We start from the raw sequence: 20,990 nt of genomic DNA on the forward strand, positions 1-20,990 counted from the left end.
ATTAAGTACGGCCGGCGGGTTTGACTTTTCCCATGAACGACGACCAAGCCCTTGATGTCGGAATCGCGAGTCCCGGGGATCCGTCCGCCGCCGAAATCGCCGCCCTGCTCGACGAGGCGGGGCTGGCCCTGCGCACCGGCGACGTCGACGCGGCGATAAGGGCCTATGCCAGGGTGATCAGGATCGATCCCGGCCATGTGGAGGCCCGGCTGGCCATGGCCCGTATCCGCCTGCGGTCGGGTGAACTTCACCGGGCACTGGAAAGCTGCCTCGCCATTCTGGAGATCGATCCCCGCCACATCGGCGCCCGCCTGGAAACCGCCGAGGCGTTGCGGCGCCTGGGACGGTCCGAGGACGCCCACGCCATCCACGACCTGCTGCTGAACGAACAGCCGGAATCCCCCTATGCCTGGACCGGGCTGGCCGGATTGCTGGCCGACGAGGGACACGCCGCCGCCGCCGAGGCCTGCCTGCGCCGCGCCCTGGCGCTGAAGCCGACCCATGTGGCGGCGGTCGCCGCCCTCGCCGGGCTGCGGGACCGCCGCCGCGACCATGTCGCCGCCATCGAACTCTGGCACGACGCCATCGACCTCGACCCCGATGCCCCCGGGCATCATGCCGGCTTGGCCCGCTCGCTGATGGCGCTGGGGCGGCTGGACGAGGCGGCCTTGCGGCTCGACCGCGCCCTTGCCCTGGACGGCGAGCATATGGAGGCGCGACTGGCCCGTGCGGACCTCCGGCTGCTGGCCGGCCGCGAGGAGGATTGGCGCGAGGATGCCGAGTGGCGCTGGCTGCGCCCCGGACACCAGCGCCCCCGCCTGCCCGGCGCGGCCTGGACCGGACAGGACGCGCCGGGAACCCTGCTGCTGCTCCATGCCGAGGACGACCTGTCCGACGCCATCCGGCTGCTGCGCCACCTGCCCCTGCTGACCGGACGCGGCTTTCGCATCGCCCTGATGGTTCCGCCGGCCATGACGTCGCTGGCCGGCGATCTCGGCGGGGTGGAGCGGGTGCTGCGGCTGGACCGGCCGGTGCCCCTCGACCTGGAGGCCGATTTCCACGCGGCCCTGGCCGACCTGCCGCACCTGACCGGACTGCCGCCGTCATCGCTACCCGAATCGCCATGGCTGGAGGCGGCGAAGCGGCGGCGACGGCCGATCCTGGCGCCCCCAGACGCCGTGCTGCGGGTCGGCCTGGCCTGGGAGGGCGGCATTCCGTTTCCGCTGCTGCTGCCGCTGTCGGAATGCCCGGGGGTGGTGCTGTTCGCCCTGGAGTTCGGCTCCGATCCGTCCGCCGCCGCCACCCTGGCCGATCCGTCGCTGGTCACCGACCTCGGCCCCGCCATCGCCGACCTGGCCGATCTGGCCGGCCGCGTCGCCGAACTCGACCTGGTGGTCGCCGCCGATTGTCCCACCGCCCATCTGGCCGCAGCCCTGGGCAAGCCCGTCTTGCTGCTGCTGCCCGTGGATTGCCATCCTCGCTGGACCCGAAACCGCGAGACCTCGGCCTGGTATCCGGGGATGCGGCTGTTCCGCCAGGATACGGACGACGACTGGCGGCCGGTGATCGCGCGGGTCGCGGCCGAATTGCGGCGGCGGACCGAAGAGCGGCGCCGGGAACGGACGGAACTCCGCGCCGCCCATGCCGGCCCGGAGGCGGCGCAGCGGGCCTTGCTCGCCGCCCATCTGCGGCCGGACGACCTGCTGGTGGACATCGAGAGCGGCGAGAACGGCGGCTTCATCCCCGAGCGGAACGATCTGCGCATCCTGGCGCTGGAGCCCAATCCCGCCGCCGCCGCCCGCCTGCGGCAGGCCATGGCGGAACGGCCCGGGGTCGAGGTGGCGGACGCCGCCCTGGGCCGGAACGGCGTTCCGGTCCTGGTGTCGAGGGTCGGACGGTGCGGCGGCCGCCGGGTGTTTCCGCTGCCGCCCGGCATTCCCGGCACCACCGTCACCGTCACCCTGGCCTCGCTGCTGGACGGACGCCCCGACCTCGCCGGCCGACGGCTGGTGCTGCGGCTGGGACAGGCCGGCTGGGATTCCGACATTCTGGCCGGGCTGGACCGATACCGCCCCGCCGTGATGACGTTCCGGCACGTCCCCGGCGCCGATGCCGCCGAACAACTGGCCCAGGCCGGATTCTCGCTGTGGCGGTTCCCGACCGGAACCGCGTTCGGGCCGGTGGTTCCCTTCACCGGCGAGGCGGGAATCGTCCTGGCGCTGCGCACCGGCGAAGTGCTCCCCGCCGCCCATTACGGCCCCGCCGCCCTTCCGCCCTCGCCCGAGGACGTGGCCGCCGCCCACGCCGAGGCCGAACGGCTGACCGGAGAAGGGCTGGCCCATCAGGCGGCGCGGCGCCTGGGCGAGACCGCCGCCGCCTATGCCGGGGCGTTGATGAACGATCCCTTCGCCACCGCCGCCAACGCCAACAAGGGCGTGCTGATGCACATGGCCGGACGGCGCGAGGCCGCGATCTCCTGCTATCGCCGCGCCCTGGTCCGCGCCGCCAACCCGGCGGTGGCGACGAATCTGGGCACCGCCCTGCGCGAACTGCGCCGGCATGACGAGGCCGATGCCGCCATCGCCATGGCGTCGGCGGCCCTGCCGGATTCGCCTGATCGCCTCTATGATCTGGCGCTGCTGCGCCGCGATCAGGGACGCCTTGCCGATGCCGCCGACCTGCTGCGCCGGATTGGCGATTCCCGCCCCGGCGCCGCCTGGACCCTGGCCCAGATATTGGTCGCCGCCGGAGAAACCGCCGAGGGTTTCGCCTTATTCCGCCACCGCCCCGCCCCACCACCGCCGTCGCCGGATATTCCGGCCTGGCAGGGCGAGGACCTGTCGGCCCGGTCGGTGCTGGTGCATCAGGATTGCGACGACGCCGACGCCATCCTGCTGGCCCGCTTCATTCCGCAACTGGCCGGACGCGGCGGCCTGACGACGCTGGTCTGCCAGCCCGGCCTGATGCCGCTGATGGAGGATCTGTCCGGGGTCGAGCGCGTAACCGGCGACGACGGCCCATTTCCGATCTGCGACCTGCGCGCCGGACTGACCGACCTGCCGCGCCTGTTGGCCGGCGGCGGGACGCCCCGGCTGGCCTGCCCGCCCTATCTGTTCCTGCCGGCCGGATTGCGGCCCCGCCGCCCGGCCCGCGACGAACGGCTGCGGGTGGGATTGTCCTGGGGAGGACGTCCGGCGGGGCGCGGCTGTTTCCTCGCCGACCTGCTGGCCCTGGCCGCCGACCCCGACCTGGCGCTGGTGGCGCTGGGCGACGAGGCCGAGATCAGGCCGGCCATCCGGGCAGCCGGCGCCCGTTCGCTGGTGGAACGGCCGATTCCGGCGCCGGCCGATCTGGCGGAAACCGCCGCCGTCATCGCCGGGCTGAACGTGGTGGTGGGCGGCGACACCGCCGAGCTTCACCTCGCGGCGGCGCTGGGCAAGCCGGTGCGGCTGCTGCTGCCCGACGCCTTCACCTGGCGCTGGCCACACGGACGCGACGATAGCCCGTGGTATCCAAGCGCCAGGGTGTTCCGCCAGTCCGCCGACGGGTCCTGGACCCACGCGATCGAACGGGTCAGAGCGACGCTCCAGGTCCTGATGGCGAAAAAGCGGGGATAGCCCCGCTTCCGCCGCCGCGCGTCAGCTTCCTGGGGTCAGAACGGAATTTCATCATCCATGTCCGGCGGGGGTTCCCACCCCTGGCCGCCGCCGCCCTGGCGTCCGCCGCCACCGCCGCCGGAATCGCGACCGCCGCCATAGCCACCGCCGCCACCACCACCGCCACCGCCGCCGCCGCCGTCACGGCCGCCCAGCAGGGTCAGTTCGCCCTTGAAGCGGCCGATCACCACCTCGGTGGAATACTTCTCCTGCCCGGACTGGTCGGTCCACTTGCGGGTTTGCAGGGCGCCTTCCACATAGACCGAGCTGCCCTTCTTCAGATAACGCTCGGCGATGTCGGCCAGATTGGGATTGAAGATCACCACCCGGTGCCACTCGGTCTTTTCCTTGCGCTCGCCGGTGGCGCGGTCCTTCCAGGACTCGGAGGTCGCGATATTGAGATTGACGATCTTGGAGCCGTCCTGCGAGGTGCGCACCTCGGGATCGCGCCCCAGATTTCCGAGCAGAATGACCTTGTTGACGCTGCCGGCCATGGCGCTGTCGCTCCCCTTTGAGAAAAATCAGGGGCGGATCGTACTGCAAGCCGATGGTCCGAGAAAGGACTAATGCTTGGCCTTGGACGCCGCCGCCGGCAGCATGCGGCCCAGCAGCGATCCCAGCGCCTTGACATAGGCCGAGGCGCCGCTGCGGTGCATGCGCAGGTTGACCTCGATACCCCTGGCGAGGCGAAAGCCCAGCAGGACGTGTTCCTCGTCGGCCTCGGGCCGCACCGTCCAGCGGTCGACCTGCATCACCGGCGCGGCGGAGCCCTGCCTGGGCTCGCCCACGTCCGACAGCCGGCCGGCCTGCTCCAGCCACGACGACAGAATGGCCAGTTGGTCCAGCGGCAGGATCACCACGCTTTCCTCGCCGGCCTCGTCCAGCAGCACCAGACGAACCGCCTCTCCGGTATCGGAGGTCCGGGCCGACACCACCCGCTCCGCCGTGATCACCTTCTTCATCGCCGGTCCAGCCATCATCCGCCAGTGATGGAAGGATACACCTTCCGCGACAGCTCCGCCATGCGGGCCTGGACCTCGGCCGCCGCCCGGACCTTGATGGGGCCGAAGCCCCGGATCTGGCGGGGAAGCGAGGCGATCTCGACCGCAATCGAGTGGTTGGCCGGACCAAGGGTCTTCAGCACCGCCTCAATCGCCGCCTCGAACTCGCCGATCAGGGCGCGTTCCAACCGGCGCTCGGCGGTCCGGCCGAACGGGTCGAACGGGGTGCCGCGCAGCACCTTGAGACGGGCCAGCAGCGGCATCAGCCGCAGCATCCACGGGCCGAAGCGGCGCTTCCTGGCCGACATCAGCGGTGGCGCCAGATGGATTTCCAGACGCTCCCAATCCTCGAACTGCTCCTTCAGCGAGTCGAGAAAGGCGCCGTCGGAATACAGCCGCGCCACCTCGTACTCGTCCTTGTAGCTCATCAGCTTGGCGAGCGAGCGTGCCACCGCCTCGGTCAGGTCCTCGGAATGGGGCGCCGCCCGGTGCTCGGCCTCGCGGACCCGATCCACCATCCGGCGGAAGCGGGCGGCATAGGCGGCATTCTGGTAAGCGGTCAGGTGCGCCATCCGGCGTTCGACCAGTTCATCCAGGGTCACGGACAGCCGGCGATGATCGGACGGGCCGGCCGGCGGCAAGGCGAGGCGTTCCACCGCGACCAGATCCACGGCGGCGCGGCGGCCCCACAGGAAGGCCTGCCGATTGAACTCCACCTTGGCCCCATTCAGCTCGATGGCCCGCAGGATGGCCTCCTCCGACAGCGGCAGGCCGCCCTTCTGCCAGGAATAGCCCACCAGGAACATGTTGGTGGCCAGAGCATCGCCCATCAGGGCGGTGGCAAGACGGGTGGCATCGAGAAACTCCACGTTCCCCCCCACTTGCTCGCGGATGGTGTCATGCATGGTCCGGCCTGGAAACGCCAGGTCGGGGGCATGGGTGAAGCTGGCCGGCATGGACTGGTGATCGTTGACCACCGCCAGCGAATGGCCGGGCTTCAGCTTGGACAAGGTCTCGAAACCGGCCGCCACCACCATGTCGCAGGCCAGCAGCAGGCGCGCCTGCCCCGAGGCGATGCGCACCGCGTGCAGTTGGGCCGGGTCGGCGCAGATGCGGACATGGCTCATCACCGCGCCGTTCTTCTGGGCCAGCCCGGTCTGGTCCAGCGAGGTGACACCCAGGCCCTCCAGATGGGCGGCCATGCCGAGAATCTCGGCGATGGTGACGATGCCGGTGCCGCCGATGCCGGTCACCACGATGCCGAACGGCTCGACCGCCTGGGGCAGGACGGGGCTGGGCAGGGGCGGGAAGGATTGCCCGCCCAGTCCGGCGGCATGATGCAGGCGCCCCCCCTTGACCGAGACGAAGCTGGGGCAGAACCCCTTGACGCAGCTGAAGTCCTTATTGCACGACGACTGGTCGATGGCGCGCTTGCGGCCCCATTCCGTCTCCACCGGCACCACGGCGACGCAATTGGACTGGACGCCGCAATCGCCGCAGCCCTCGCACACCCGCTCGTTGATGACGATGCGCTCGGGCGGGTCGGGCATCAGGCCGCGCTTTCTGCGGCGGCGCTTCTCGGCGGCGCAGGTCTGGTCGTAGATCAGCACCGAGACGCCGGTCACCTCGCGCAGTTCGCGCTGAAGGGCGTCGAGCCCGTCGCGATGATGAAAGCTGGTTCCGGGCGGAAAGCCGGCATCGGTCGGATACTTGCCGGGGTCGTCGCTGACCACGGCGATGCGGGCGACACCCTCGGCGCGGACCTGGGCGGCCATGGCGGCGACGCTGAAGGCGGATTCGGCCGGCTGGCCGCCGGTCATGGCGACGGCGTCGTTATAAAGGATCTTGTAGGTGACGTTGACCTTGGCGGCGATGGCGGCGCGGATGGCCAGCGAGCCGGAATGGGTATAGGTGCCGTCGCCCAGATTCTGGAACATGTGGCGACGGCTGGTGAACGGCGCTTGGCCGATCCAGGTGGCGCCCTCGCCGCCCATGTGGGTATAGGTCAGGGTGTCGCGGTCCATCCAGGTGGCCATGAAGTGGCAACCGATACCGGCCATGGCGTGGCTGCCCTCGGGAACGTTGGTCGAGGTGTTGTGCGGGCAGCCGGCGCAGAAATAGGGAATGCGGTTGAAGCCCTGGGGCACCGCCGCCAGTTGGCGATCCTTGGCGTCCAGCCAGTCCAGCCGCTTCTTGATGGTGAGCGAGGTGTAGAATCGGCCGATACGCGCCGCGATGACACGGGCGATCCGGGCGGGGGTCAGCTCGGCGGTCGCGGGCAGCATCCAGGCGCCGGCCTCGTCGAGTTTGCCGACGACGCGGGGACGCACGTCTTCCCGCCAATTGTAGAGCTGGGCCTTCAGTTGCTCCTCGATGACCGGGCGCTTTTCCTCGACCACCAGGATCTCCTCCAGACCCTCGGCGAAGGCGCGGATGCCGTCCTGCTCCAGCGGCCAGCTCATGCCCACCTTGTAGAGGCGGATGCCGATCTCGGCGGCGTGGCGCAGATCGATGCCCAGATCGGCCAGGGCCTGCAACACGTCCAGATACGACTTGCCGGTGGTGCAGATGCCGAAGCGCGGTTCGGGCGAATCGATCACCACCCGGTCGATGCGGTTGGCCCGAGCGAAGGCCAGCGCCGCCGGGATGCGGTGGCGCATCAGCAATTCTTCCTGTTCCAGGAATCGATGCGGCCAGCGGATGGACAGGCCGCCTTCCGGCAAGGTGAAATCCTCCGGCGTGACGAAGCTCTGGCGCCACGGGTCGATTTCCACCGAGGCCGAACTTTCCACTGTCTCGGAAATGGCCTTCATGCCCACCCACAGGCCCGAATAGCGCGACAACGCCCAGCCGAACAGGCCGAAATCCAGCAATTCCTGAACACCGGCCGGGTTGAGCACCGGCATCTGCGCCGCCATGAAGACGTGCTCGCTCTGATGGGCCAGGGTGGACGACTTGGCGCCGTGGTCGTCGCCGGCCAGCACCAGCACGCCGCCATGGCGGGCGCTGCCGGCCGAATTGCCGTGCTTGAACACATCGACGGCCTGATCGACGCCCGGTCCCTTGCCGTACCACATGGCGAAGATTCCATCGCGCTCGGCGCCGGGAAACAGCCCGATCTGCTGGCTGCCCCAGATCGCGGTGGCGGCCAGATTCTCGTTCAGACCGGGCTGGAAGCGGATGTGGTGGCGGGCAAGATGCGGCTCGGCCCGCCACAATTCCCGATCCAGCCCGCCCAGCGGAGAACCGCGATAGCCCGAGACGAAGCCGGCGGTATTCAATCCGGCGGCCTGATCACGCAACCGCTGCAACATGGGAAGCCGCACCAGCGCCTGGATGCCGGACAGGAACACCCGGCCCCGGTCCTGAAGATACTTGTCGTCGAGCGAGATGGTGGTGGAGACGGTCATGGCGGAGCCTCTCTCTTTCCCCATCATACAAGTGGTGACGCCGGCGTTCACGCAAAGATGGCCGGGTGAAATAGCAACGAATGCTTGCCGGGGCGGGCGCGGCGGCAAGGAAATTGCCGAATCATGACGAAAGACGGGGGATGATTTCCAGGACGGTTCAAGTTATATGGAAGCGGCTTGGAACAAGGGGTTCTCGCGCATGACCGTTCTCGTTACCGGTGCCGCCGGCTTCATCGGCTTCCACACCTGCCTGCGCCTGCTGGCGCGTGGCGAGACCGTGGTCGGAATCGACAACCTGAACCCCTATTACGACGTGGCGCTGAAGGAATTGCGGTTGTCGCATCTGGGGCGGAATCCGGGATTCGCCTTCGTCAACGCCGACATTGCCGACCGCGAGGCCATGGCCCAGGTCGCGCGCGCCCACCCCGGGATCACCGATTACATCAACCTGGCGGCCCAGGCCGGGGTGCGCCATTCGCTGAGCGCGCCGTTCGACTACACCCACTCCAACATCCAGGGACACCTGACGATGCTGGAGATGGCCCGCCATTCGGACAAGTGCCGCCATTTCGTCTACGCCAGTTCGTCCTCGGTCTACGGCGCCAACACCAAGCTGCCGTTCTCGGTGGAGGACCGGGTCGACACTCCCATCTCGCTCTATGCCGCCACCAAGCGGGCCGGCGAACTGATGAGCCATTCCTACAGCCACCTGTTCCGAATCCCGACCACCGGCCTGCGCTTCTTCACCGTCTACGGCCCGTGGGGCCGGCCCGACATGGCCGCCTACCTGTTCGCCAAGGCCATCATCGCCGGCGAGCCGATCCGGGTGTTCAACAACGGCGACATGCGCCGCGACTTCACCTTCATCGACGACATCGTCTCGGGCGTGATCGGCGTGCTGGACAACCCGCCGGTCGACGACGGCGTCAAGCCGCCCTGCCACCTCTACAATATCGGCAACAACAAGTCGGAACAGCTGATGGATTTCATCGGCCTGATCGAGGAATCGCTGGGCCGCAAGGCGGTCTACGCCTTCGAACCCATGCAGGCCGGCGACGTCAAGGAGACCGCCGCCGACATTTCCGCCATCCAGCGCGACGTCGGCTTCGCGCCGACCACGCCGATCAGCATCGGCGTCCCCGCCTTCATCCGCTGGTTCAAGGAATACCACGGCCTCGGTTGACGCCTTCGACCAGCCCCCCATATGGATAAGGGAGTCCTCAAAAACCTGTATTGAGGGAAATTGAATTCAGGTTATCATAATCATCTTAAGCATGACCGTCGAGGGAGGCTGGGATGGCGGGATTGTCGACAAGTATCTGGCTACGTCTGGCCCAGTCCATCGGATTGATGGGCGAGGACGGACGGACGGCCAGACCCTCCGCCCCCGGCAGTGGAAAAGCTCCCGCCGCCGTCAGGCCGTCCCACGCCATCGAGAGCACCGCCACCAGACTTCAGGAAATGCTTGAGGCCGATCCCGGCCTGAAGGCCCGGCTGCACATCGTCTCGCTGGCGGAATTCCGCGATTCGGTGGGCGACAAGTGGCCGCGTTTGGCCACCAAGGTCGGCATCATCGTCGAACAGGTGATCCGCCGCCATGTCGGCCAAGGCAATCCGTTCTGCCAGGAAGGCGACGACAGCTGGATTCTGGCATTTCCCACCCTTTCCAACGAGGAGGCCCGCCGCCGCACTCAGATCATCGTCGAGGATCTGGGGCGCCATCTGTTCGGCGAGAAGACCGGGGCCGGCGACAGGCCGCTGGCGGTCGCGGCCGAGGTCGCGGTGGCCGACGTGGTGTCCGAGGACGGCGAACTGAACTCGGCCCATGTGCGCAGCGCGGTGGACGACCGGCGGACGGGCGGCGCACGCAACACCGTATCGGACAGCGACAATCTGTGGCGGCCCATCGAACGGCCGGAACAGGCCAGGAAGAAAGAGGAAGCGGCCTGGGAGGTGATGGAACCGGCCAATCCCAGGAAGACTCCGGCGTTCGACCCCGGCATGGCGCCTTCCATGCCGGCGGGCGCCCGGCTGTCGCTGGTATGGCGGCCCACCTGGGTGGCGGCGGGCGAGGCGATTTCCGCCTACAGCGCCCGCGTGGTGCGCATCGATCATGAAGGGGCCGAACCCATCGAGGGATGCCGCGCCTATCCCCCCGATGATCCGAAATCGGCCCTGACCCTGGACCGCTTCATCGTCTCCAACGCGGTGCGCGATATCGTCGCCGCCAGCCGCAGCGGCAATCCCGAGGTCGAGCAATCGTCGATCATCATCCCGCTCAGCTGGTCGTCGCTGTCGTCGGAACAGCGGGGATCGGTGATCATTCCATTCTCCGAACTGACCCAGCAGACCCGCAACAGCCGCCTGATCATCGAAATCTTCAACATCCCCGACGGAACGTCGACCCCGGAGCTGGAGGCGGTGGTGAGCTATCTGCGCTCGCTCTGCCGCGAGGTGCTGGTGCGGACCCGCATCTCGGCCAAGCTCAGTTCGCTGGCGGCCGAGATCGGCGTCTCCATGGTCGGACTCGATCTGTCGGAACTGCGGCCGGAAGAAAAGATGGACGACGAGAATCTGCTGGCCGCCATGGAGCGGATTCACGAAGCCACCACCAGGGACGGCATCGGCTGCTATCTGTGGAGCGCGCGGCGGCGGCGGGTGATCGGCGGACTGGTCCAGAGCGGCTTCGAGATGGTCAACGGCCCCGGCCTGATGAAGGATATCGGCCGGCCGGCCATCGTGGTGCCGGCGCCGCGCGCCCGTTTCGTCGCGGCATAGCCTCTCTTCCCCCTACCCCACGATGAATTCCACCTGGTCGCCGGCCGCCAGCAGCGCCGGCGGTTGCCGGGTCTGGTCGAACAGGACGACCCCGGCCGTTCCCAGCAGGTGCCAGCCGCCGGGGCTTTCCCACGGATAGATGGCGGTCATGTCGTCGGCGATGGCGACCGATCCGGCCGGAACCCGCAGACGCGGCTCGGCCCGGCGGGGAATGCGCAGGCGGGAGTCCAACCCGCCCAGATAGGCGAATCCCGGCATGAATCCCAGCATCAGCACGCTATAGCGCGTTCCGCCATGCAAGGCGATGACCTCATCGACCGACAATCCGGCGGCGGCGGCGACGGCGCCCAGGTCGGGGCCGTCATAACGCACCGCTATCCGCCACAGCCGCCCTGCGGCCGGCTCGGCGCCACCGACGCCGCTCGCTCGCTCGCGGACCGCCGCCTCGACCGCGTCACGGCTGGCGCGGGCGGGATCGAAGCAGACCAGCAGCGACGACAGTCCCGGCACCGTCTCGATCAGACCCGGCACCGGCGGACCATGGCGGAGCGCGACACGCAATGCCGCAACCGCGGCATTATCGTCCAGTTCGATACTGAAGGCGGTATCGCCCACATCCCTGACGCGCATGCTTCCATCCTCCACCGGACGGCATCATACCTTCAAGGCGGCCTTGAGGCGGCGATCCTTTTTGATCGCCGCCTCGCGCCGCAGCGCGTCGCCATGGGTCATCGGCCCCTCCACGAGCACCAGACGCCACGGACCGCGCCCGCGGGTGAACTTCGCCCCGGTTCCGGCATTGTGCCGCCGCAGGCGATCCTCGACGTCCAGCGCTATGCCGGTATAGGCGATGCCGCCGGCATTGAGCAGGACATAGACGTGCCAGCCGGTCAAAGCGTCCTGAGGCGGAAGCGCTGGATCTTGCCGGTCTGGGTCTTGGGCAGGACCTCCAGGAACTGGATGTCGCGGGGATATTTGTAGGGCGCGATGGCGGCCTTGACGAAGTTCTGAATCTCCTCGGCCAGGACCTCGCTGGCCTGGGACGGATTGTTCAAGACGATGCAGGCGCGCACGATATTGCCGCGCGCCTCGTCGGGCACGCCGACCACCGCGCATTCGAATACCTTGGGATGCTCCAGGATCACCCGTTCCACCTCCTGGGCCGAGATGTTGTAGCCCGACGAGATGATCATGTCGTCGGAACGGTCGACGTACCAGAACCAACCGTCCTCGTCCTCCTCCATGATATCGCCGGTGACGTTCCAGCCATTCCTGACGAAGGCGGCCTGGCGCGCCTCGTCGTCGAGATAGCGGCAGCCGGTCGGCCCCCGCACCGCCAGCCGGCCGCGATGGCCGGGCGGCAGCGGATTGTCGTCCTCGTCCAGGATGCAGGCGGAATAGCCCGGCACCGGCCGGCCGGTGGCGCCTTCCTTGGGAATGCCCGGCGGCTGGGCGATGAAGTGGGTCAGCATCTCGGTCATGCCGATGCCGTTGACCAGCTTCACCCCGGTGACCCGCAGCCAGTCGTCGTACAGCTTCTGGCGCAGATGCTCGCCGGCCGAGGAACACTTGCGCAAGGACGAGATGTCGTAGCGCTCGATGATCTGAAGCATGGCGTGGAAGGCGGTGGGAACGGCGTAGAGGCTGGTGCAGCGGTAGCGCTGAATCGCCCCCAGGATCAGTTCCGGCGTCGGCTTGGCCACCAGCACCGCCGTGGCGCGGTAACGCAGCGGATAGGTGAGGAATGCCGCCAGCCCGTAGGTGAAGGCGAAGGACGGCGAGCCGACGATGATTTCGTCGGGTTCGACGGTGTAGCTTTGCGGCCAGCAATCGCACACCGCCAGGACATCGCGGTGGAAATGCATGGCGCCCTTGGGATTGCCGGTGGTGCCCGAGGTAAACGTGATCACCGCCACGTCGTCGGCCGCCGTGTCCACATTGACGAACCCGGCCGCCTTGGCGTCGGCACGGTGGTCAAGGTCGGCGTCGCCATCGCCGAGCGCGGTGAAATAGGCCACATGCTCCAACTCCGGAACCTGGGCGCGGGTCAATTCCATCTCCTCGGCCAGGGAGGACTCGCACAGGGCGATCCTGATGCGGGCCTTCTCGACCAGATAGCTCAGTTCCTTGGCGCGCAGCAGCGACATGCTCATGACGCAGATGCCGCCGGCCTTCAGCACCGCCAGCCAGCAGGCCGCCACCATGGGGGTGTTGCCCGAGCGCATCAGCACCCGGTTGCCGGGCTTCAGGCCGTAATCCTCGACCAGCACGCGGGCGATGCGCTCGGCGCGATCCAGCAGATGGGCGTAGCTCCAGGTGCCGTCGCCCTCGCCACCGGTGTGGAAATGGAATGCGGGCTTGGCGCCGAAGCCGTCGGCGACGGCGGAATCGATCAGCGACGCGGCGGCGTTGATACGGTCGGGATAGTCCCGCAGATGCGGGGCCGAATAATCGAATACCGGCCACAGATCGGGAGACGGCAGCAGATCGCGGGCAAAGGTGTCCACATGGGCACTCGGCACCCCTCCGGGCAGGTTCTGGCTCACGGCGCACTCTCCAGCTTGCTTTGATGACGGCGGCCCTTGGGGGTCAGCAGCGCCTGGGCGAAGAAATCGAACCCCTCGCGGATATAGGATTCCAGGTCGCACAGCTCCTTCAGCCGCCAATGCTTCAACGCCCAGGAATGGGCGAAGGTGACCAGTTGATAGGTCACCAGTTCCACGTTGACGTCCCGCATCAGCCCGGCATTGACGCAATCCCTGAGGCAGGCGGCGATCATGTCGTTGGTTTCGATCTCGCAGGTCTTGATCAGTTCGCGGCGCTCGTCAGGCAGCGACTTGGTGGAGCGGTAGGCCAGCACGGTGGCCTCGCGCCGCTGGTCCACCACCCGGCAATAGGCGCCGATGGCCGCCCAGAACCTCTCCAGCGGATCGGTACGGCCCTGCAACGCCGCCGGAATCTCGCGCTTGTAGGATTCCAGCACGCTGAGCAGGACCAGCAGCAGGACGTCCTCCTTGTCGGTGACGTACTGGTAGATCAGGCCGGCGCTGACCCCGGCCTTCCTGGCCACGTCCTGAATGGTGGTGCGATAGAATCCCTGAAGGGAGAACAGTTCGGTGGCCGCCGCCACGATCTGGCCGCGCCGACGCGCCACCAGATGCTCGTCGGTAACCTGCGACTTGACGTCATGGCCAAGGGCGGCGGGGTGCTCCATCACATGATTTCTCCGCCGGCCACGGCGATGCTCTGGCCGGTGATGGCGCTTGATCCGGGCAGGCACAGCCAGCCCACCGCCTCGGCCACCTCGGCGGGCTGGATCAGCCGCTTCTGGGGATTTGGCGCCACCAGATCGGCCAGGGCATCCTCGCGGGTGCGGCCGGTCTTGGCGACGATGTTGTCCAGCGTGGTCTCGACGATATCGGTCTCGGTATAGCCGGGACAGACGGCGTTGACCGTCACCGGCTTGGTCGCCAGTTCCTTGGCCAGGGCGCGGGTCAGACCGATCAGGCCGTGCTTGGCGGCGCAATAGGCGGTGCAATAGGCCAGACCGGTCAGGCCAGCGGTGGAGGCGACGTTGACCACCCTGCCCCACCCCGCCGCCAACATCATCGGAACCGCCGCCTTGGCGCACAGAAAGGCGCCGGTCAGGTCGGTGCGCATGATGTCGTCCCACATGGCGAGGTCGGTCCGGGCGAACGGAGCCGCCTGGGCGATGCCGGCATTGTTGACCAGGATGGCGACGGGGCCGAACGACCCGGCCGCCTGGGCGAAGCCGGCCTCGATGGCGGCGGCGGCGGAGACATCCATGGACACCGCCTGGACGCGGCCCAGCGCCGACAAGGTGGTGACGGCGCCCGCCAGCCGCCCGGCATCGCGGCCGGTGATGGTGACGTCGGCGCCGAGGCTCAGCAGTTGCCGGGCGATGGCGGCGCCGATGCCGCGCCCGCCGCCGGTGACCAGGGCGTGACGCCCCGCAAGCGGCTTATCGGCCATTCTTGTATTCCTCGAACACCTTGGCGGCGATCACCAGCTTCTGGACCTCGCTGGTGCCCTCGTAGATGCGCAGCGCCCGGATTTCGCGGTACAGCTTCTCGACGGTGATGCCGCTGACCACGCCGAGGCCGCCCCACAGCTGCACCGCCTTGTCGATGACCTCCTGGGCCTGGTCGGTGGCGAACAGCTTGGCCATCGAGGCCTCTCGCGTCACCCGTCCGCCCTTGACGTCCTTGGTCCAGGCGGAGCGGTAGATCAGCAGGGCGGCGGCGTCGATGGCCACCGCCATCTCGGCGATCTTGGCCTGGGTCAGCTGGTAATCGGCCAGCTTGGTGCCGAACACGACGCGGTCCAGCGTCCGCGCCAGGGCTTCCTCCAGGGCGCGGCGGGCGAAGCCCAGGGCGGCGGCGCCGACGGTGGTGCGGAACACGTCCAGCACCGACATGGCGATCTTGAAGCCCTCGCCGGGCTGTCCCAGCATGTTGGCGGCCGGAACCCGCATGGTCTCGAACTTGAGCGAGCCCAGCGGGTGCGGCGCGATGACGTCGATGCGGGCCGAAACGCTGAGGCCCGGCGTCGAGGCGTCAACCACGAAGGCGGCGAGGTTCTTCGCCCCGGTGGCGTCGCCGATGCGGGCGAATACGGTGTAGAAATCGGCGAGGCCGGCATTGGAAATCCAGGTCTTGCCGCCGTTGATGACGTAATGGTCGCCGTCCCTGACCGCCGTCGTGCTCATGTTGCCGACGTCGGAACCGGCGTCCACCTCGGAAATGGCGAAGGCGGCGATGGCCTCGCCCCGTCCCACCTTGGGCAGATAGCGGGCCTGCTGCTCGGCGTTGCCGAACAGGGTGATGGCGGCGCTGCCGAGACCCTGCATGGCGAAGGCGAAATCGGCAAGGCCGGCGTGGCGGCCGAGAATCTCGCGGCCCAGGCAGATGGCGCGGACGTCGAAATCCCGGGCGCGGCCGCCATGGGCGGCGGGGACGCTGGCCGCCAGGAAACCGGCCTTGCCCAGTTCGCGGACCAGGCGGCGCGCCGTCTCGTCCATGGCGTCTCCGTGCGCCTCGTCCTCGGGGCACAGCCGTTCAAGGTTGGCCGTGGCCCAGGCTTCCAGGTCGCGGGCGAAGTCCCGGTGGGTCTGGTCGAGGAAGGGCCAGTCGAGGAACGAGGTGTCAGACATGGTATCGGTTCCATTCTGCCCCTCTCCCGCAAGCGGGAGAGGGTGGTGAGCGTCAGCGAACCGGGTGAGGAAGCTCACCCTCCCACCGCTTCGCGGCGGGTCCCTCCCTCTCCCGCATGTGGGAGAGGGAGAACAGGCGTCAGTTGCCTTCGAACTTCGGCGACTGCTTGTTGGCGAACGCCACGTAGGCGCGTTCGAAGTCCTTGGTCTGCATGCAGATGGCCTGAGCCTGGGCCTCGGCCTCGATGCATTCGCCGAGACCGGAATTCCACTCCTGCCACAGCATCTTCTTGGTCATGGCGTGACCGAAGGTCGGGCCGTCGGCCAGCGACTTGGCCAGCTTGGTGGCGGCGTCCAGCACCTCTTCCGACGAATGCAGCGAGTTGTAGAAGCCGACGCGCTCGGCCTCCTCGCCGCCCATGGCGCGGCCGGTATAAAGCAGCTCGGCGGCGCGGGACAGGCCGATCAGGCGGGGCAGCAGGGTGCAGGCGCCCATGTCGGCGCCGGCGAGGCCGACGCGGACGAACAGGAACGCCACCTTGGACTTGGCGGTGCCGAGACGGATGTCCGAGGCGCAGGCCAGCATGGTGCCGGCGCCGGCGCAGACGCCGTCGATGGCCGAGATGATCGGCTGCGGCGCGTTGCGCATGGCGCGCACCGCGTCGCCGGTCATGCGGGTGAACTCCAGCAGGCCGGGCATGTCCATCTTGGTCAGCGGCCCGATGATCTCGTGCACGTCGCCGCCCGAGCAGTAATTGCCGCCGGCCCCGGTGACCACCACCGCCTTGACGTCGTCGGCATAGACCAGGTTCTCGAACAGGTCGCGCAGCTCGCCGTAGGAGTCGAACGTCAGCGGGTTCTTCTTGTCGGGGCGGTTCAGCGTCAGGGTCGCGACCTTGCCGTCGACCGTCCAATCGAAATGCTGGGCCTTGTACTCGGCGGCCTTGAACTTACGCATGTGAAATCTCCTTGTATACGATTCGGGTCGCGAAGGGGGCTCAGCCCACCATGGTGATGCCGCCGTTGACGCTCAGCACCTGACCGGTGATGTAATCGGCGCGGTTGCTGGCCAGGAAGACGATGCCGTCGGCCACTTCCTGCGGCTTGCCGAAGCGGCGCATGGGAATGACCTTCAGGAAGGCTTCCAGGAACTTTTCCGGCTCGGACTTCAGCAGGGGGGTGTCGGTCGGGCCGGGGCAGATGGCGTTGACGGTGATGTTGTAGCGGGCGCCTTCGCGGGCCAGCGACTTGGAGAACGCGATCAGGCCGCCCTTGGCCGCCGAATAGACGCTCTCGCCCAGCGATCCGACACGGCCGGCGTCGGACGACACGTTGACGATCTTGCCGCCCTTGGCGGCGATCATCGACGGAAAGAAGGCGCGGATCAGCTCGATCGGGCCGTTCAGGTTCAGGTTCATCACCTTGGCGATGAAGGCATCGTCATTGTCGACGAACGGCTGGATGTGGCCCCAGCCGGCGACGTTGCACAGCACGTCGAGACGGCCCTTGGTCGCCAGGACGTGGTCGCGCACGGCGGCGATGTTGGCCTTGTCGGTGACGTCCAGGCGGACGAACTCGGCCTTGCCGCCCTTGGCGCGGATGTCGGCCGCGGCGGCCTCGCCGGCATCGGCGTTGATGTCGGCGATCAGGACGTCGCCGCCCAGTTCGGCGATGGTCCGCACCGCGCACAGGCCGATACCGGACGCACCGCCGGTGACCAGCGCCACCTTATCCTTGAAGTTCATGAGATTGGCTCCTTGATGAAGAATTCAACGTTGACCGGACAAAAACGCCTCGACCCGCGACCGCGTCTCCGGCTCGTGCAAGAGCAGGTCGCGGGTGGCGGAAAGCTCTTCCTCGTAGCCGTCGCGGGCGGGGTCCAGCGCGGCGAAGATGCACGATTTGGAGGCGGCGACGGCGGCACGCGGCAGGGCGCCGATGCGCTCGGCCAGGGCGGCGGCGAAGGCGGCCAGTTCGGCCCTCGGCACCGACCAGTTGACAAGGCCCAGCGCCAGGGCGCCGGCGCCGTCAAGGATTTCCGCCCCCAGGATCAGGCGGCGCGACACCGCCGGTCCGCACAGCCGGGTCAGGCGCTGGGTGCCGCCGGCGCCGGGGATCAGCCCCAGATTGACCTCGGGCAGCGCCAGCTTGGCCTCGTTGGCGGCGACGCGGAAATCGCAGGCCAGCGCCAGCTCCAGCCCGCCGCCCATGGCGGCGCCGCCGACCTCGGCGATGGTGGCGACGGGCAAGGTCTCGATCCGCTTCAGCACGTCCTGAATGTCGCGCACGAAGTCGATCTGGGCGTCGACCTTGTCGGGATCGATCAGGTTTTCCCGCATCTCGGCCAGATCGGCGCCGGCACAGAAGACCTTGGCGGCACTGCGAATGTGAACGGCGCCGATGCTCCCGTCTGCCTCGACCTGATCCATGGCGGCGTGCAGCGCCTTGATCAGCGCCTTGGACAGCGCGTTGACCGGCGGACTGTCGAGGGTGAGCACCGCGACTTTGCCGACCCGCGAAACGGAGAGAACCTGGCTGGACATCGCACCCTCAAACTGAATGGTCATTCATTATGGCTGAATGTTCATTCATTTTAACCGGCATGTCAATGCCTGTTTACGGCGGCGGGATGGAGGAAATCGGGTCCACGTCGAAATTCCCACCCTAGGAGGCCATGGCCTGAGTTACAATGCGCCCTCCCCTCAGGAGCGGCTGACCGACATGGACGACACCACCATCCAGGCCTATGCCCGCGTCCTGTCCCGGGTGGCGATGGTCTATCACTGCACGCTGGAGGAGCACGGCGCCACCGCCCCCGGCGTGGCGTGGCGCGACGACATCTACCAGCATCGGGGGTTCGAGCGCCTGACGTCGGGGATCGACCGGCGGCGGCCGGTCACGGTCAACGACGTCGGCTGCGGCTATGGCGCGCTATTCGGCTATCTCGATCGCCATTTCACGCTGGCCGGCTATTGCGGCACCGACATCTGCGAGGCGATGATCGAGGCCGCCGGGCGGCGGGTCCAGGATCCCCGCGCCCGCTTCGCCCAGAACGCCATGCCGATGGCGGCGGCCGACTGGTCCATCGCCAGCGGCACCTTCAACCTGTCGGCCGGGACCGACGGCCTTTTATGGCGGAAAATCGTCGAGGACGTGCTGAGGGAGATGGCCCGGCTGTCCCGAATCGGCTTCGCCGTCAGCATGCTGCGCCCCGACGGCGCCAGCGAGTTCCTGTGGGGGTCGGAACCCGAGCCATGGCTGCGGTTCTGCCACGCCCAGCCGGGCGGGTGGAAGCTGACCATCGATGACGCCCCGGACGAGCCGGAATGGCGGCTGATCGCCGTCCGCGCCCCCGCTCACATGGGAACGCCCTCGGGCGATTCGCTGCCGGTCCGGTAGCGGAAGCTGCCTTCGCCCATGGCGATCAGGACGCCGGCCTCGTCCAGCACCTCGGCGGTACAAAAGACGATGCGGCTGCCGCCGGCCTTGCGGCGGCCGATGGCGCGGATCAGGCCATGGCGGGCCTGTCCGGTGAACGACGTGGTCAGTTGCAGCGTCACCACCCGCCTTACCCGGCCGGGATAGGGACAGAAGGTGGCGGCGAAGCCGCAGGCGGTGTCGATCAGGGTCGCCACCACTCCGCCATGGACGAAGCCGGCGCGGTTGCAGTGGCGGCGCTCCACCGCCAGTTCCAGCAGGGAATGCCCCTCGGACCATTCGGCGAGGCGATAGCCCAGCAAGTCCTGGAAGCCGGAAGGCGGTTCGCCGCCAAGAAGATCGTGGGTCATGGGCGCGTCCGGAAATTTGATTTGTCAGGGGACGTAAGCACGACATAGCCTGCCCTGGCCCCAGGCCGGCGAAAACGCATCTTTCGCCGGCCTGGGGCACAAGCTTAACATTTTTGACAGTGCCGCGACTCCTGCAAATGGAAGTCACGTTTCAGCCGATGTTATTCGTTTGCAGGAATCACGGCACGGGCAATCATCGGGGACGGATCATGATCCAGTCGGGCAATCATTCCATCGGCGTTCCGGGCAAGGTCGACGACGACGTCGCCTTCGTGCTGGCCAAGGCCGCCGAGCTGAGGCTGCCGCTGCTGGCCACCATGCCGCCGGCGGAGGCGCGCGCCGAATTCGCCCGCCGGCTGTCGCGCACCAATCCGCCGCCGCCCGAGGGAATCGAGGCCGAGACCATCGCCATCAATGGTCCAGGCGGTCCCCTGCCTATCCGCCTTTATCGCCCGGCGGGAGGAGCAACGGCAAAAGCCGCCCTGCTTTATTTCCACGGCGGCGGCTTCGTGGTCGGCGACCTGGACACCCACGACGCCATCTGCCGCGTCATCGCCGGGCGAAGCGGCTCGACGGTGGCGGCGGTGGATTACCGGCTGGGACCGGAACACCCCTATCCCGCCGCCATCGAGGACGGCGACGCCGCCTTGACCTGGGCGGCGTCGAGGCCGGCGGAACTGGGAGGCGACGGCGTCATCCTGGGGGTGGCGGGAGATTCGGCCGGCGGCACCCTGTCCGCCGTGATGGCGCTGCACGCCCGCGACAGGGGCATCGCCCTGGCGTTGCAGGCGCTGATCTATCCGGCGGTCGACCAGGGCGGCGACCATCCGTCGCGGCGAAGGCTGGCCGAGGGTTACCTGCTGACCCAGGCCGACATCGACTGGTTCACCGCCCAGTATTTCGTCGGCCGGAGCGGCCCGGTGCTGGAGCCGGACGCCTCGCCGCTGCGCGCCGCCTCCCATGCCGGCCTCGCCCCCGCCCTGGTGCTGACCTGCGGATTCGATCCGCTGGCGGACGAGGGCAGGGCCTATGCCGAGGCGTTGAGGGCGGCGGGAGTTCCTGTGCGTTCGGTCTGCCTGGAAGGCGCCATCCACGGCTGCCTTGGGCTCGCCGCCTATCTGGAGTGCGGCCGGACCGCCCTGGACGAACTGTGCTCGGCCTGGAAGGCCGCCGCCGGATGAAGG

18 protein-coding genes are annotated in these 20,990 nt (G+C 68.2%); 5 read left to right on the forward strand and 13 right to left on the reverse strand.

Going from position 1 to position 20,990, the window contains the following annotated elements:
* Positions 1-32 precede the first annotated feature (32 nt).
* Positions 33-3,617 (forward strand): tetratricopeptide repeat protein, encoded by a 3,585-nt coding sequence (locus MTBSS4_RS08130; RefSeq protein WP_173982902.1) that lies wholly within the window; start codon positions 33-35, stop codon positions 3,615-3,617.
* A gap of 35 nt (positions 3,618-3,652) precedes the next feature.
* On the opposite strand, the gene ssb is transcribed toward MTBSS4_RS08130, so the two are convergent.
* From ssb to MTBSS4_RS08145, 3 genes are all read right to left on the reverse strand, one after another.
* Positions 3,653-4,150: a single-stranded DNA-binding protein gene (ssb, locus tag MTBSS4_RS08135; protein ID WP_173982903.1), complete on the reverse strand. Its 498-nt coding sequence runs from the start codon at positions 4,148-4,150 to the stop codon at positions 3,653-3,655.
* Between the two features lie 69 nt (positions 4,151-4,219).
* Positions 4,220-4,618, reverse strand: coding sequence for a hypothetical protein (locus MTBSS4_RS08140; RefSeq protein WP_173982904.1), 399 nt, complete (start codon positions 4,616-4,618; stop codon positions 4,220-4,222).
* Positions 4,619-4,632: 14 nt separating this feature from the next.
* Positions 4,633-8,067, reverse strand: coding sequence for an indolepyruvate ferredoxin oxidoreductase family protein (locus MTBSS4_RS08145; RefSeq protein WP_173982905.1), 3,435 nt, complete (start codon positions 8,065-8,067; stop codon positions 4,633-4,635).
* A 199-nt stretch (positions 8,068-8,266) separates the two neighbouring features.
* On the opposite strand from MTBSS4_RS08145, the gene MTBSS4_RS08150 reads away from it, so the two are divergent.
* Positions 8,267-9,250 carry an SDR family NAD(P)-dependent oxidoreductase gene (locus tag MTBSS4_RS08150; protein WP_173982906.1) on the forward strand — a complete coding sequence of 328 codons (984 nt, stop codon included), beginning with the start codon at positions 8,267-8,269 and terminating at the stop codon, positions 9,248-9,250.
* Between the two features lie 113 nt (positions 9,251-9,363).
* The gene (locus MTBSS4_RS08155; protein ID WP_173982907.1) at positions 9,364-10,845 is read left to right on the forward strand and encodes a hypothetical protein; all 1,482 of its coding nucleotides are present in this window, start codon (positions 9,364-9,366) and stop codon (positions 10,843-10,845) included.
* Between the two features lie 12 nt (positions 10,846-10,857).
* Here the strand turns inward: MTBSS4_RS08155 and pxpB are convergent, their stop codons facing one another.
* The 9 genes from pxpB to MTBSS4_RS08195 all read right to left on the reverse strand — a co-directional run bounded on the left by pxpB (position 10,858) and on the right by MTBSS4_RS08195 (position 18,561).
* Entirely contained in the window at positions 10,858-11,475 is a 618-nt protein-coding gene (pxpB, locus tag MTBSS4_RS08160; protein WP_173982908.1) for a 5-oxoprolinase subunit PxpB, read from the reverse strand.
* Positions 11,476-11,499: 24 nt separating this feature from the next.
* The gene (locus MTBSS4_RS22110; protein WP_217425518.1) at positions 11,500-11,739 is read right to left on the reverse strand and encodes a GIY-YIG nuclease family protein; all 240 of its coding nucleotides are present in this window, start codon (positions 11,737-11,739) and stop codon (positions 11,500-11,502) included.
* Positions 11,736-13,391, reverse strand: coding sequence for an AMP-binding protein (locus MTBSS4_RS22115; protein WP_217425519.1), 1,656 nt, complete (start codon positions 13,389-13,391; stop codon positions 11,736-11,738). The genes MTBSS4_RS22110 and MTBSS4_RS22115 overlap by 4 nt, the downstream gene beginning before the upstream one ends.
* Positions 13,388-14,059, reverse strand: coding sequence for a TetR/AcrR family transcriptional regulator (locus MTBSS4_RS08170; protein WP_173982963.1), 672 nt, complete (start codon positions 14,057-14,059; stop codon positions 13,388-13,390). The genes MTBSS4_RS22115 and MTBSS4_RS08170 overlap by 4 nt, the downstream gene beginning before the upstream one ends.
* Positions 14,059-14,838, reverse strand: a complete 780-nt coding sequence (locus MTBSS4_RS08175) for an SDR family NAD(P)-dependent oxidoreductase (protein ID WP_173982910.1) — start codon at positions 14,836-14,838, stop codon at positions 14,059-14,061. Before MTBSS4_RS08175 ends, MTBSS4_RS08170 begins: the two co-directional genes overlap by 1 nt.
* A complete protein-coding gene (locus MTBSS4_RS08180) occupies positions 14,828-16,018 on the reverse strand; it encodes an acyl-CoA dehydrogenase family protein (RefSeq protein ID WP_173982911.1) in 1,191 nt (396 codons plus the stop codon). The genes MTBSS4_RS08175 and MTBSS4_RS08180 overlap by 11 nt, the downstream gene beginning before the upstream one ends.
* A 139-nt stretch (positions 16,019-16,157) precedes the next feature.
* A complete protein-coding gene (locus MTBSS4_RS08185) occupies positions 16,158-16,976 on the reverse strand; it encodes an enoyl-CoA hydratase family protein (RefSeq protein ID WP_173982912.1) in 819 nt (272 codons plus the stop codon).
* A gap of 40 nt (positions 16,977-17,016) precedes the next feature.
* Positions 17,017-17,763, reverse strand: coding sequence for an SDR family NAD(P)-dependent oxidoreductase (locus MTBSS4_RS08190; RefSeq protein ID WP_173982913.1), 747 nt, complete (start codon positions 17,761-17,763; stop codon positions 17,017-17,019).
* A gap of 24 nt (positions 17,764-17,787) precedes the next feature.
* On the reverse strand, positions 17,788-18,561 hold the full coding sequence (locus tag MTBSS4_RS08195) for an enoyl-CoA hydratase/isomerase family protein (RefSeq protein WP_173982914.1): 774 nt from the start codon (positions 18,559-18,561) through the stop codon (positions 17,788-17,790).
* Positions 18,562-18,739: 178 nt separating this feature from the next.
* On the opposite strand from MTBSS4_RS08195, the gene MTBSS4_RS08200 reads away from it, so the two are divergent.
* Positions 18,740-19,417 (forward strand): class I SAM-dependent methyltransferase, encoded by a 678-nt coding sequence (locus tag MTBSS4_RS08200; protein WP_173982915.1) that lies wholly within the window; start codon positions 18,740-18,742, stop codon positions 19,415-19,417.
* On the opposite strand, the gene MTBSS4_RS08205 is transcribed toward MTBSS4_RS08200, so the two are convergent.
* Positions 19,375-19,806 (reverse strand): PaaI family thioesterase, encoded by a 432-nt coding sequence (locus tag MTBSS4_RS08205; protein WP_173982916.1) that lies wholly within the window; start codon positions 19,804-19,806, stop codon positions 19,375-19,377. The two genes, MTBSS4_RS08200 and MTBSS4_RS08205, sit on opposite strands and share 43 nt — an antisense overlap.
* Positions 19,807-20,015: 209 nt before the next feature.
* On the opposite strand from MTBSS4_RS08205, the gene MTBSS4_RS08210 reads away from it, so the two are divergent.
* A complete protein-coding gene (locus MTBSS4_RS08210) occupies positions 20,016-20,987 on the forward strand; it encodes an alpha/beta hydrolase (RefSeq protein WP_173982917.1) in 972 nt (323 codons plus the stop codon).
* The last annotated feature ends 3 nt before the right edge of the window (positions 20,988-20,990 follow it).

The organism is Magnetospirillum sp. SS-4 (assembly GCF_902729425.1).
Classification (GTDB): domain Bacteria; phylum Pseudomonadota; class Alphaproteobacteria; order Rhodospirillales; family Magnetospirillaceae; genus Phaeospirillum.